The 14888-nt window shown below is 45.3% G+C and carries 4 protein-coding genes; 1 reads left to right on the top strand and 3 read right to left on the bottom strand.

Annotation, left to right across the window (positions count from 1 at the left end; genetic code table 11):
• Positions 1–5: 5 nt before the first annotated feature.
• Genes AB6E78_RS17295 through AB6E78_RS17305 form a run of 3 tightly spaced genes read right to left on the bottom strand, consistent with a single transcriptional unit; the run spans position 6 to position 12693 of the window.
• Positions 6–1331: an HlyD family type I secretion periplasmic adaptor subunit gene (locus AB6E78_RS17295; protein ID WP_017059471.1), complete on the bottom strand. Its 1326-nt coding sequence runs from the start codon at positions 1329–1331 to the stop codon at positions 6–8.
• Entirely contained in the window at positions 1324–3483 is a 2160-nt protein-coding gene (locus AB6E78_RS17300; protein WP_372129696.1) for a type I secretion system permease/ATPase, read from the bottom strand. Before AB6E78_RS17300 ends, AB6E78_RS17295 begins: the two co-directional genes overlap by 8 nt.
• Positions 3484–3516: 33 nt before the next feature.
• The gene (locus AB6E78_RS17305; RefSeq protein ID WP_372133994.1) at positions 3517–12693 is read right to left on the bottom strand and encodes an RTX toxin; all 9177 of its coding nucleotides are present in this window, start codon (positions 12691–12693) and stop codon (positions 3517–3519) included.
• A gap of 249 nt (positions 12694–12942) precedes the next feature.
• On the opposite strand from AB6E78_RS17305, the gene AB6E78_RS17310 reads away from it, so the two are divergent.
• Positions 12943–14790, top strand: coding sequence for a M3 family metallopeptidase (locus AB6E78_RS17310; RefSeq protein WP_372132765.1), 1848 nt, complete (start codon positions 12943–12945; stop codon positions 14788–14790).
• The last annotated feature ends 98 nt before the right edge of the window (positions 14791–14888 follow it).

The raw sequence follows: 14888 nt of genomic DNA on the forward strand, positions 1-14888 counted from the left end.
CCACTTCATCGTTCACGAAGTGAGTTTTCCTTAGCTCGTAAAATAGGTTTTAACCAATAACTCAATACTGTTTTCTCTCCGGTTAATATATCGACCGCGACTTGCATCCCTGGGATAATGCTAAAGGCAGAGTTTTGTTGCTGGTCTTCGTTTAACTGAATATGGGCACGATAATAGGCGTTTCCGTCTTCCGTTTGTAAGGCGTCGGCACTCACGTAAATCACCTCGCCTTTAAGTCCGCCATAAATGACGAAATCATAGGCCGTGAATTTAACTGTCGCACCCAGCCCGTTATGAACAAACGCGATATCTTGCGGAGAGATTCTCGCTTCAACAATCAGGTCACTGTTTGATGGGATGATCTCAATGATTGGCTCGCCGGGACGAACTACACCACCAATGGTACGCACAAAGATCTCTTTGACTGTGCCATCAACGGGCGCAACAATTTCGGTACGCTTGAGTTGGTCGGCAATCGCCTGCTGGCTTTCGTTCAGCTGCGCTATCTTGCTCGCCACTTCATTCAACTGGCCTTGCACTTTGGTACGAAAATCTAAAGCGATACTTCGATGATCCGCTATCGACTCTGAGTAGGCAGCTATCTGCTTCTGCGCTGCTACTTTTGAGCTAGCAATATCACCTTTGAGTTTGACTACATCACGGTTGAGTTTAAGTAGCTCAACTTCCGCAACAGCACCGCTCGCTACCACGTCTTTCAGCATGTTGCGCTCACGAATCACAATCTCGAGGCTGCTTTCAAGAGTCTGGATATTATTAAACGTATCGACACGAGCTTGGTCTTGTTGCTCGATACGAAGTGCCGCCTCTTCCAGTTCAGACTTCAACTGTCCTAAACGTTCTCGGTAGTTCGCCTTGGCATTCATTAACGCAGGGTGGCTTGATACATCAACCGCAATATCTTGAGGCACCAAGACCACTCGCTCATACCACTCTTTCGCATCGTTATTTAAAACGACCGTCGACAGCTCAGCCTTTAATCTTAATTGCTGAGCAAGCAAGGTATCCGCTTGTTGAGCCGACTCTAAAAACGCCGCCTTAAAACGTGTGTCTTCTAACTTAGCTAGAGGTTGCCCCTTCACTACAGATTGGCCTTGTCGCACCATGATCTCTTGAACCAGTCCACCTTCTAAGCTCTGAATGGTTTGCACCGAAAGACTTGGAACGACTTTACCTTCACCGATCACGACTTCTTCTAATGTTGCCCACGTAGCCCAACCGATAATTGATACAATGAGTAGAGCACTCAACCAAATCAGCTTTCGAGAGCGGAATGCTAAGTGGTTGTTGGTCCATTGAATATCATTACTCATGACGACCTCCCTTCACCACAGATACCGTCTTAAACCGGCTCGTACCTTTAGGTACACTTTTCTTCTGTAAAGAGAGAATTTCTTTAGGTTCACCTTCTGCCACGATTTGACCTTTATCCAATACAATCACTCGATCACACATCATCAAGAATGAAGACTTATGGGAGCTGATTAGCATTGAGGTTTCTCTCGGCATACTTTGCAGCGCATTGAAGAATTGAATCTCAGCTTGACTATCTAATGCACTGGTTGGCTCATCCATAATCAACAACTTTGGACAACGATACAGAGCTCTCGCGATGGCAACGGCTTGACGCTGACCACCAGAAAGTAACCGACCACCCTCACCGACAGGTGTTTCAAGGCCATTGCTTAGGCGCCCCATGTAACCATTCAAACCCGACTGTTGAAGAGCTTGTCTTAGCTTTTCTTCATCAACGTTGGTCGCACCAAGCGTAACGTTGTCGTAAACACTGCCAAAAATAAGATTAGTGGTTTGCCCTACCCAACCCATGCCACTACGCAGAACGCTGGTTGGCCATAATTGCCCATCGATTTCTTGATAGAAAGCTTGTCCTGTTGTTGGCAAATACTGGCGCGCAACAATCGATAGTAGAGTTGTTTTACCCGCGCCTGCCGCACCGACAAGACCAACTCGCTCACCCGGTTTGATCTCTAGGGAAATCTCCTTTAATGCAGGGCTTTGAGTCTCTGGATAAGTAAACGTCACTTCATCTAACCTAACCCCACCATCAAAGTCTCCTTTGTCGATAACTTGGTGTTTGGACTCTTCCTGAGGTAGCTCCATAATCTGATTCAGCCCTTCAACGGCCGAACGTGTTTGCTGGAACCTCAGCAATAGAAGAGAAAGCTGGTTCACCGAACTTGCAGCGCGCCCACTCAACATCACAACGGCTATCAAACCACCCATACTCAGCAAGCCTTCAGAGATCTGATACACGCCGAAGATGATCAGAGTGATGGTAACGATCTGCTGACTGGACTGAATAGAGTGCGTCACGATATTGGAGTAATGACGAGATTGAGTCTGCCATTGAGAGAGCGACGAAATCGTCTGTTCCCAACGCTTCTGGGTAATACCCTCTGCATTGTTTTGCTTGATATCCGGAAGGGTTGTTAAGCAATCAAACAGCTGGGCTTGTCTTTGTGTCGAGAGACGTGCGGTTTCATCGAATGTTTTCTCGACCTTGCCTTTCATCGCGATGCTCAGCACAATCAAAACAAGCATGATCGCGACAGGTATGAACATCATTGCGCCACCGAGCCAGCCGATAAGCAGTAGGAATAACAAAGTGAATGGCAGATCGACTAAAGTGACTAACGAGATAGAAGTGAAGAAATCTTTCACGCTATCGAAGTCTTGAAGCTGTCTGGCAAATGCGCCTACCGATTGAGGTCGATTTTCGAGCTTCATACCAAGGACTTTCGAGAACAGCTGAGAAGACAACTTGTTATCAATATAGCGCCCAGCCATATCAGTCACAGAGCTTCGTGAGCTTCTCAATACCCAATCAAAAATAACAACGATACCAACGCCTGCTGCTAATACCCAAAGCGTGTTAAACGCTTGGTTTGGCACAACACGGTCGTACACATTCATGGTAAATAACGGAACCACTAGCGCAAGCACGTTGATCAAGAACGAAGCGATAAACAGATCGCGATACCAAGGCTTCACTTCTTTGACCACCCGCCACAACCAACGGGTGTTGGATTTACTGTCATTGCGCTCATGTGCCTGAACACGGGCGTCATCAAGCGCTTGAGCACCCACTTGCCAAACAAATGCATCCACTTTAATGACTAAGTCTTTAAGGAGAATTTGTTGGCTTAAGTTGGATTCACAATTCAATACTTGAAAGTCGCCAACGGAGCTTTGGGTTACGACAAGAGGAGACCCTGTAGCGGACTCAACAGCAACAACAGGGAACTGACATTGATTCAATAATTCTTTTTTAACGTGGCTCAGCGTTAACCCCGATTTCTCAATCGCTCTTGGAAAAAGGGATTCATTGAGCCTGCCTTCATTTAAAGGTAGGCCAGACACTATTTTGGAAGGGTGACTGCGAACATTAAAATGCTCACACAACCACTCAACACAAGCTAGCCAGCTGTCTTTTTGTTCTACCAATCTAAACTTCCTTTTATAGACTGTACATCTAACTTACAGCGTTAAATTATTGTCTTCTATCATTTTTTGTAAAATTTGTGCTTCTAATGCACTGCTACTGTCACCTTGATACAGATCGTCGTACGTGACATCAGCTAGCAAGATGTTTTGTTGAACGTCTTCGTCACCATTAGGTTTAATAGAAATGGTCACACCTTCACCAGATTCTTCTAAATCTAGATATTGTGTTGCCCCTAGCCCTGTATTAAGCCCTAGGCTTCCCAAAATACCCGAGAGGTCAATTGCATCAGTGTCTGGAGACGCATCAAAATCTTGAATCACATCGTAGCTTGGTGCTTCTGCACTCCCTAAGCCTGAAGATGCGAACACAAAATTGTCAGAGCCTGTACCGCCAATCAACAGATCGTTATCATCTGTCGCGGTAATCGTAGAATCCCCTTCAGCGACAAACTCAATCGATACGGTTTGGGGTAACCCGACCGCTTGGTTATTGCCTATCTCTGCAGACGGCTCTATCGTTAGGTCAAATTGATCACCACTGTTGTAGCCCCCGGTAATCGCTAGGTTAGGCACATCTGCCAAGTCCACCACATATTGACCATAGACCATAGAGCCGTGTGAGAACGTCAAACCTGCGGGAATATCATGAATTGTAATGAAGCCCACTTCTGAATCAGCAGGGTTTACAAGAGAAAGGTCTAAACCAAGAGGAATCGTGCCACTTGCTTCTGCCACGATCGAAGAATATTCAACGCTCAATAACGGTGCATCAGGCTCTGGTGTGATAATAAGCGTCATGTCTTGCGAGCTCGGGTCACCCGTGTCGACCACTAACTCACCGAGTACCGTATTTTGATCAACCGTTCGGCCGGTAATCGTAATATCGAGGTTACCAAACGCATCGCCTGCAAAGAATTCGAGCTCATCAACAAAACTTGCTTTAACGAGGATCGTCGCCTGTATGATGCCACCAACACTGGTGAAAGAACTGGTTTCTGATCCAATTCGAATTCGGTCTAACCCAACTAACCCTGATGGGTCCGAAGTTCCATTCACTGTTACCGTAATTGCTAAAAACTCATCACTGTTAGTTTCAAAGCTATTGGCATCAAGAGGAATCACGATGCCATCATCTTCACTTCCAGTGAGCTGTTCAGGTAAATCGAAGAACTCAACTTTGTCACCTATAGGGTTAACACCTACAGTAAATTCAGATTGTGTATAACGGATATCCGTCGTACCAATTTCTTGAGTAATCGCCTCTAGAGACAGATTAATGTCACCACTAAAGTCTCTTGGTGGCAGAATGACTAGATTAGATAACTGACTTGGATCTAACTGCCACTCATAGGTAGGGTTTCCATCGAAGGTACCGCCATCAGCACCATTGTTTGGAACCAACTCATAGTTGTCTCCGATTTTAATAGCGACAACTGCGCCTTCAGGAACTCCCTTTAACGAAAGCGACATGTTTTCAGAACCATCTTGGTCAATGAGCTCTGCGCTAAGTGATGACAATGAAATGTAGTTATCCTCGTCGCCGACTATATCCTCTGTCACCAAGTTCGCCGCATCAGCGACTGGCTCAACGGTGATCGTGACTACGGTCGTTTTATCTTGCGTATCCGTTTCAACGACACAATCCGCTTCATCGGTAATATTTGCAGTTACCGTGAAGGTGATATCGCCGCTGTAATGTTCAGGTGGTGTTACCAACACATCACTCAAGCGGCTAGGATCCGTTACCGTCCAAGTACCATTGCCATTATCAACTAACAACCCGGTGTCAGTTGGAGTTTCAGACAAGGTCGCTCCATTCGAAATGCTCACCGTTAGAGAGTTAACGGTTTCTTTACCGGTAGCGCTATTGCCTTCACCAGTGATTAATTGTCCATCTTCAACGCTATCACCAAGAACCAGTTCAAGGTTAAGGTCTGTCGCGATGTCTTCTTGAATGGTTGTGGAGTCGGCTTCAACCGTAATGTCATCGACCACAGGCAGAACTTGGATACTAATGGTTTGGGCCGTCGTCACCGTATCACCGCTACATGGTGAGGTCTCAATTGTCTCTATGGTGAAATCAATACACCCTGCAAAATCTTCATCCAAGCCCGTTAACGTTAGTTTCGAGAGTCCATCTGCAGTGATCGAGTAACCAACTACTTCGCCAGCCGCGTCATATTCCGCAATAACACCATCACCCGAAATCTCGACGCCTTCAGGAAGAGAATCGGCAGGAATATAGAAAGAGATTTCATTGTCTGGATCACTGCCAACATCGGTGTTTAGCAAGCCAGTGAGATCAATATCTTCCCCTTCAGGTGTTTTAATTTCGCCATCGGGTTGAATCGGGCTTGGTGGGCCAACAGGGTCACAAGAACCGCCACCGCCGTCATGACCAGTAATTTGCAGCGGGAAAGTCGCATCAATATATCTCGCATCTTCACCATCAATCACACGAGCACGAACCACAATATCCAGTACCGGAGTATCACTTGGGCTGGAAATCGTCGCATTATCTAAAATGTACGCTGCGAGCTCTTGGAAAGAGTCACTCGTTAGCCCATCCGCCGATATGATCCAATTCCCAGAGCTATCTTGCGCAGCACCATTAGGGTGCTCAACAATCAACGAATAGCCGTCGGGAATCTCGATCAAAATATAATCTAGGTACTCTGACCCATCGATATCCGCGTCGACGAACGTCACGGCGTTAGAGATATCAACAGGCGAGCCATCTGTACTCTGTAACAGCTCTGTAGAGCCTTCTAATCGAGTATCTAGCTCGACACGAGCATCGACAGTCACGCTAATGGATCCGGTAATATCTTTAATATCCGTTGCACCAGTTGGAGAGGTATCCGTGACTTCATAGGTGATAGGAATTGAGAATGTTCCGCTTAAATCTTCTGTCGCTGTAACAGAAAGCCTGCCGCTGCTTAGAAGATCCGAAAGCGTTGGCGTTGTTGAGTCCAGTAGAGTATCCAAATCTAAGCCTGAAGCTGGGACCTGAATAACACTCCCATCAAAATAAAGAGTGAGATCTGCAGGTAGGCTATCAATGACATATCCCGTCAAGGATTCGCTGCCATCAATATCCTGATTCACTGAAGGTTCAAGGTTCAGGCCGATTTGACTGTCTTCGATGCCTTGAGTACTGACCACTTGACCGTCTTCTTGATCAACGACCGGCGCTAGCTCTACTTTAAGTGTCATAGGAAACTCGCCCGAATCACCATCGGGCTCAGTTGAGATAGCAATAACGGTGAGTTCTAATTCACCACTAAAATCAAGAACTGGCTTGAGATACAGATCATCCAGTTGAGCGTTAGAGACTTGGAATACGGGCCCTGTCACATCATCAACATACGCAATCGTCAGCGATACTGGTTCACCCAACGCATCCACCAGCAAAGTACCTTCAGGAATGTTAGTAAGCAGTATGTTGATCTCTTCTGAAACATCGTCATCCGTCGTTTGTATGAGGAAGTCGAGCTGTATTAACCCATCTTCATTCAAGACCGATTGGTTGCTGATGACTTTACTGTCACTGTCGTATTGCCAATGACCATTACCACCGTCTACCGCGATAGGTTCATCCACAACACCTTTCAAAAAGATATTGATGGTTTTTGTATCACTTGACGCTTGCCCATTGATAGGAATAAGTGAATCGATCGTCGACTCAGTCGCTATTGCTGTTACGTCTATTGACAGATCTTCAGTAAAGGAACTGATGTCTTCTTTAGGCTGAATATAAGCAACACCATTGGCGATAGCTTCGGCAGTGACTGAATAGGAATTATTGCCTATCTTTGCGGTACCATCACCTTCAACAGACCAGCCATCTTGAACTTGGATAATATAACTTAACGATTCAGAACCATCGGTGTCCGCCAAAGCGCCTTCAATAACGTCTTTGAGGTAAATAGCTTCATCCTCTAGTCCCTTGTAGTCTTTAACAGACACATGAGGAGTATCAGCATCAGGTGAAATATCGACAGTAACGGTATGTACAATACTTGCCGTTTTATCATCTGGGTCAGCGAATGAATTGCCAGACTCTGTTGCAACCGCAGTAATCTCAAACTCAAAGCGACCCGCTAGGTTGTCGTCAGCCCTGATTTCCATTTTATCAATCTGAGCCTGTGTGTAAGATTTCCCTTCTTTGACTGCGTTGCCATTTAACGTCAAATTCAAGCCGTCAGGAATCCCACTAATCTGGTAGCTCAATGTTTCTGACGTATCTTGATCCACCAGCTGAGCTGTTATGTCCAAACTGACTGGGTCTGAGTCATCTTCTACTGAATGATAGGAGAATACGGAAGCCGACCAATCCGGTGCATCAGCCACCGGTAAAACAGACACTGCAACATCAGCCGTCAGTTCTTTAGGATCCGTATCAGTGCTAATGATTGCGTTGATCGCTAGGATAACCGTTGAGGTGGTATTGGATTCATGAAGCGCGGGACGATAAGTCAACTGTCCATTAGGCCCAGTGAACTGACTATCAATCGCTGCCAATTGACTTCCAGACAAGGTGACCTTGCCGTCTACAACTTGAAGCAACACCCCATCAAGGTACAAGCTACCACCGTTTAGCGATGCTTCTGAGAACTCGATAGCAGTAACGGTTTCGCTTTGGTCGACATCGCCGGTTGCCACACTTACAACGATAATCGCGTCATTGTCTTCTGTGGTTTCAGAATCTTCATAACGAATAAAACCTTCGTTATCATCCAGAATAAGCTCAGCAGTACTGGTAACTTTATCACCGTCCGCATCTCGCACCAGATAATCGATGTCATCGACGATCTTAGGATCTGCAGGGTTTGTTGATACATTGGGATTTGTAGTCAGCTGGTAGCTACCATCTGAAGAAAGCGTAAACTGACCGTAAGTAGACCCACCATCATAATCATTAATTAGATTAATCGTGATAGGAGTGCCTGCGTTATCAAAGGTATAGGTAGTACCGCGATAGTCAAAACTTACAATGGTTGCGCCATCGGCACCTGCGAATTTTTCTGTTAGAAATTGTCCATTAAGGTCATCACCCTCAACCATTTCAATTGCCCCTGAACGCGCAACTGGGACAGCATCTGTTACGTTGACAGAATAAATTGCCGGATCAGAGCTATCGCCGTCCGCATCGTTGACCACCAGTTCAAAATTGAGGGCTAGATTATTCTCTCCATCAGCATTGGCGTGATCGAGAGGTGCATAAAGGTCGAACTCTGTTGTCCCGTCAGTATTAAAACGAATCCTAAATATATTGTTTCCATCAGAATCTTGACCGTAATACCAACCATCAGAATCGACAGCTTGCAGTGAAATGTCTTTCCCTGCACTCGAATATGAAAGTGCATCAAACGCAGCGGTGTCGACCGTCACAGAGACAACATCATCGGAACCTTCGATTATTCCTAACGAAGGGCTAGAATCTTCAACACCAACCTGTTCGCTGTCTCCAAGCAGACCGTCTTCATCAACAGAAATGCTTCCGATAACAGTAATTTTAGGGTTTGCACCATCGTAAATCTTAATATCAGATTCTTGTGTATCTCGTGAACCGTCTGAATCGATGGTGACGATTGAGGCTGGAATCGACAGCTCTGTGTCCTTCACACCGGTTCCGTGGTCTATTGACTGGTACAAATCAATCTCAACCGTGACATTCGTGGAACCATTGGCTTCTAAGCTAAAATCTTCAGGAAGTCTCACTTGGAAAACAGCATCGCCATTCGACAATACCGCATCAAACGTTCCATCCCCATTATCTCGCCAAGACAATGCTTCACCATTACGTGTCACCGCCTCACCGTCACTATCAAGAACGGCTTGGCCAGTTGTCACATCTAACCCCAAGAACACGAGTGGATCGTTGCCCGCACTCACGGCTAAGCTTGCACTCGCTGTTGTTCCAACACCAGACGGGGTTGTATCAGCAACAGGGTTTTCACTCAACTCGACCATGCCAGAGCCAATCGTAGGCTCCCCACCATCCGTAATCGAGACGTTCAAGGTTAATTGAGTTTCATCGTTGTCATCATCTTTTGCTGTGATGACAAAAGGAATTTGGTCGGTTCCATTCGTTTGGTCGAGGCCCTTGAATAGTTCAAAGGTGTAAGTGACATCAGTATCGATCTCACCTGACAGAGAGGTAAAGCTCAAGGTGAACGCTTTATTTTCAGCACTTTCAGAGCCAACATAACCAGTAAGTTCATTTCCGTCTGCAGAGACCACATAGATGATCTGTACACCCCCACTAAACAACTGCGGCTGATCTCCAACATCAAAAAATACAGACTCAACAAAGTCACTTCCGACGTTGAGATTGAAAGTGCCAGTATCTGAAACACTGCCGTGAATAAGATCTGATTCGTCCACAGCAGCATTGCTAGTTGAAGTTAATATTGGGTCGGCTCCATCCTGGATGATCCAGTCGAATTGCCCTTGTTTTAAAGAAGTGCCATCTAAATCCGTTCCATCAATAGTAAGTGGCAGGGTGATGGAGTCGTTGCTGAACAGGTGGTTGATAGACTGTTCTAACACTAATGTGACATCTGCTAGAACATCGATACCACTAGCGACTGCACTCAACGTTAGCGTGAATATCGTTTCACCATTTGCTTGTGCGGTAATCGTTTTACCATCATTCGCTAACGTGTAGGTTAGAGGAAAGTTCTCATCTCCGGTCGTCAAGCCCAAGGCGTCTAACTGCACCAGAGTATTAGCATTAAATACAATAGAAGCGGGATCTGGATTATCTGATCCAGCGGAAACGGTAAACTGGCCGACTACAGTTTGAATTCCCTCAGACACATCACCTTCAGAGCTGGTCGTTGTCCCATCAACAACTAGCCCTGCATCACCATCAAAAATATCAATGACCGCAGTGCCGTTTCCGAAATCATTACTGATGTCGCCAGCAACATAGTTGAAGGTGATGTTCTGATCAACTGTGTGGTCCAAATTCCTGTTGGCGACGAACGTCCAGTGGCCATTCGCAAATACGGTCAAGGTGCCTTCGCTAGTAGCAAATGAAACCGGAGAGCCACCAACAATCGTCTTGGTCGTACCATCAACTTCAACACTTTTTATCGTAAGTTGAGTATCCAAATCGATGTCGTTATTCAACACGTTCCCTGACGCAATCTCACCCTCGATCATTTGATAAGACTCATCAAAAACCAGAGGTTCAGAATCTTTGATGACAATAGGTAAACGTCCTATCACTAACTCCGTTGTACCATCAGCATCGGTTTGCAAACCTTCGATGAGCAGAGCCGTCAGAATTGAATCTAACCCAGCTTCCTGATCAATCGCCTTATAAAAATTGATATTTACGTTGCTGCCGGAAATTGACGCATCGAATACTTTTTGCCCATCGCTTCGTGTGCCAATTAGGCTTTGTTTATCAGCCGATACAGCAACGGTTATCGATAGGGTTTGAGAAGTTAGTGACTCTGCGATGCTTTGATCATCGCTAAAAGAGAAGTCCGCATAATCGATGCGAATATCAGAGGTCTGAGTTTGATTTCCAAAAATCCCGACAACAGTTTCTGAGAACACAACCGACTCGGGCAGTATAATGCTTGGCATATCATCGATAGCTTGATTGCCTACCGTATTGAAAACTTTGGCATCAACCGTCCATTCTGACGCCAAGTTTAGGGACGAGACATCTATATTTTCAACAACCCAATTACCTGATGCATCAACAACACCCTCAAACACAAGAGTCTGAGAGCCATCATTAACTTCAATATAAACAGGAAGACCTTCGGCAACATTGGTTGTGCCTTGCATGGTTGTAAGTTGGCCGCCACGAAATGCCAAAATACTAAAACCGTCTAGCGTATCAATGTCTATAACAGGCGAAACAGTATCAATAACAATTTGCCCTGCGCTATTTATTGCAGAAGCAGGGTTACCGGCAACGTCAACAGTGTCAGCCTCAATTTGAATGCCACCATCGGAAAAGCTGGTTAGATCCACGCCTTCAACTGACCAAGCACCATCAATCACAGTTGCCGTCAGAACAATGACATTCGTTGTGCTGTCAGAAATACGAATATTGACCGTTTGGCCATCTTCTACGTTCTGTACCGTACCAAAGAATTTAGCCGACTGAATTTCGAAGCTATTGAGGACACCGTCGCCACCATCATCAACCGCAGCGGTGATGTCCGCTAGCGTATCTTTCACGATCGTGTCGGTCGCTGTTGTAGGGTTTCCAGCAATATCGATAGTATTGGCAACAACGGTTAGCTCACCTTCTGCAAAGCTTGAGTAGTCTTGAAGAGTCAGAGTCCAAGTTCCGCCGGATACTTCCGTTGTGTATTCTTGTATCGTTCCTTGGCTATCGGTAATTGAAATGTTGATGGTTTGCCCATCTTCTACATTGGCAATCGTACCAACTAGCACCCCATTCGATATTTCAAATTGATTGTAAAACTCATCACCAAAGCCATCGAAGTCAACCTCAATGTTGGCTAATGTGTCTTTGATTGTGGAATCGTTAGCTGCAATGCTATTGCCAAAATCATCAGCAATGACAGCATCGACTTGAAGATCCCCCTCCTCCAATGAAGAGAGGTCGACGCCATTGACGACATACGTTTCATCGCTTGTGATGGCTGTGGTGGTTACTGTGTTTCCGTTAACATCAGTGATGGTCAGAACAACGGTACGCCCGTCTCGAACATCCACTGCCGTGCCCGTAATCGTGACACTTGGTACTTCAAACTGATTTTCGTAACCGTCTCCACCATCCAAAATATCAACGGTTAATAGTGCACTAGGTAACAGAATATCAAGGTTACCCTCATTCGAGGTTGTATCTTCGTCGGCATATTCTGCAGGACGCGTATCAAAACCCGCCTCAGCGAGCGTTTCATCTAAGGTGGAACGAACATAAACAATAAATGAGGCGCTGGAACTAGGTTGGTCATTTACTGAGTTAGGCTGTTGAGGTGCGCTTTCAATATTGTTGACGAGTTCGGTGACCACCTTTTCCAACTGTTGTTCAACTGCGGCGATTTGTGGTTCGGTTAGGGGCTGAGCCTCTTGTAAATTCTGAGGTTCAATGCTGACGACTTGCACGCCTTCAACTTTTGGCTGCGTAGCAGGTAATTGAAGCCAAGTCCCATCAGGGAATACTTGCCACACAACACCACCAACTTCGATATATAAAATAGGATCCATCCTAAACCTCTTCCTTACAAAAACGCTGACCTTGAGAACATCAATTTACTCAATAAAAAGCCGGAGAAATCAGCACACTCTCTTTAGTTAATACTAGCAAACAACAAACCATTAACAGTTAATTATCACTAATACGCTGTAAAGTAAACCGATAGGCTGTGACTGCATTCAGTTATATCTATCGTCACAAAATACATTCAATGAATGTGTCATAATGTTGAAATTACTGGTTAAATTTCAAGGAATGTCATGACTGCAACGAACTATCTCAACCAATTGAATCAAAAGTATCTTGCGACTCATAAAGCGAAAGAAGACTTCTTTTGGGATACATATATGGGGATCAGTGACGACCACGATGGCTCGACACTCGCGCAGACTCAGTGGACGGAATTTCTAAGCTCTGCCGAACAGATTACTGCTATCGAAACGCAACTCGCTGCTATTGATGAAATTCAAGATCCTCTCGAAAAAGAGAGTACGCTGACAGGCTTGAATGGTTGGTTGGCGACCTTTAGATCTCACGCTATTGAGTCTGAGCAGTCACAGAAGCTTAAATCCGATCTCATAAAGTTTGAGGCTGAACTGTTTGAGAAAAAACAGAATCATGTAATGACTTACGTAAATGAAACAGGTGATGAAACAGAAGGATCGCTGCCCGTTTTAGGTTCAGCCGTTAGAAGTAATGGTAATGAACAAGTTAGGCTTTCTGTACATCAAGCATTATTAGATTTAGAGCAATGGCTGCTGGCTAACGGCTTTATTGAGCTGATCAAAAAACGTAACCAATTTGCTCAATCACTGGGGTTTAAAACCTTCTTTGATTACTCGGTGGTAAAAACCGAACAGATGACGACAGAACAACTGTTTACGATTCTGGATGACTTCGAAGCACGCACGCGTGATAGCCATCAGCAAAGCCTAGCCAATTTGGCAGAGCAGAAAGGCGAGAATGCACTTCAAGCCCATAACTTTACCTACTCTTTTGCAGGTGACGTTATGAATGATCTTGACCCGTATGTTCCGTTCTCAAAATCATTAAGACGCTGGATAGAGTCTTTTGGTCGCCTCAACATTGAATACTCTCAAGCGACATTGAAACTCGATTTACTTGATCGCAAAGGAAAATACCCTAATGGCTTCTGCCATGGCCCTATCCCTTCTTTCTATGACCAAGATGCTTGGGTTGCGGCCCAAGTTAATTTCACTAGCAACGCTAAGCCCGATCAAATAGGCAGTGGCTATGATGGGATTAACACACTATTTCACGAAGGTGGTCACGCGGCGCATTTTGCTAATGTAAAAATGAACGCCCCTTGTTTCTCTCAAGAGTTTGCGCCGACTTCGATGGCTTATGCTGAAACACAATCCATGTTCTGCGACAGCTTGTTAAATGACGCTGACTGGCTAAAACAGTACGCTCTAAATGCGGACGGGCAACCTGTGCCAGATGATCTAATTAAAGCCATCATCGACAATAAACAGCCCTTCCGAGCTTACCAAGAACGCAGCATTCTTGTGGTTCCATATTTCGAGCGAGCCCTGTACGAATTAGCTGATGAAGACCTCACGCCTGAAAAAATCACGGCACTTGCTCGTAGCAGTGAAAAGGCAATTCTTGGATTGTCTTGCAGCCCTCGTCCACTAATGGCGATCCCTCACTTATTGTCTGATGAAGCATCTTGCTCATACCAAGGTTATCTATTGGCTCATATGGCGGTGTATCAAACACGAGCTTATTTCACCGACAAGTTTGGTTACTTAACAGATAACCCAGAGATCGGGCCTTTGTTGGCGAAACACTATTGGCATAAAGGCAATAGCGTGAACCATAACGGTACAATCGAAAGCCTGACTGGGGAAGGTTTTAATGCCAAATATCTCGCTGACGAGTGTAACTTATCGCCAGAGGAGGCTTGGGCGATTGAGGAGCAAAAAATCAAACAGCTGTCGACAAGAGAACGTGCACCAGTCGCGGATTTGAATGCGAAGGTATCGATCGTTGATGGAGCAACTGAATTAGCGAATAATGCAAAGTCGAATGACCAAATGTGTGATGATTTTGAGCACTTTATTATTGAGCAATACGGTCGATAGATTGAGTTTTAATGCTAATGAAAAAGGCAAAAATGAGTAGTGATGTGATTACCGAGGGAGGTTGACGGTCTAATTACCGAAGGACTCTGTCACAGTCT

It is taken from the genome of Vibrio sp. 10N.247.310.98 (assembly GCF_041467395.1).
In the GTDB taxonomy this organism is placed as follows: domain Bacteria; phylum Pseudomonadota; class Gammaproteobacteria; order Enterobacterales; family Vibrionaceae; genus Vibrio; species Vibrio crassostreae_C.

Bases quoted from the DNA above. Each gene is read 5' to 3' on its own strand.
- AB6E78_RS17295 (WP_017059471.1), bottom strand. From the start codon at position 1,331: ATGAGTAATGATATTCAATGGACCAACAACCACTTAGCATTCCGCTCT.
- AB6E78_RS17305 (WP_372133994.1), bottom strand. From the start codon at position 12,693: ATGGATCCTATTTTATATATCGAAGTTGGTGGTGTTGTGTGGCAAGTA.
- AB6E78_RS17310 (WP_372132765.1), top strand. From the start codon at position 12,943: ATGACTGCAACGAACTATCTCAACCAATTGAATCAAAAGTATCTTGCG.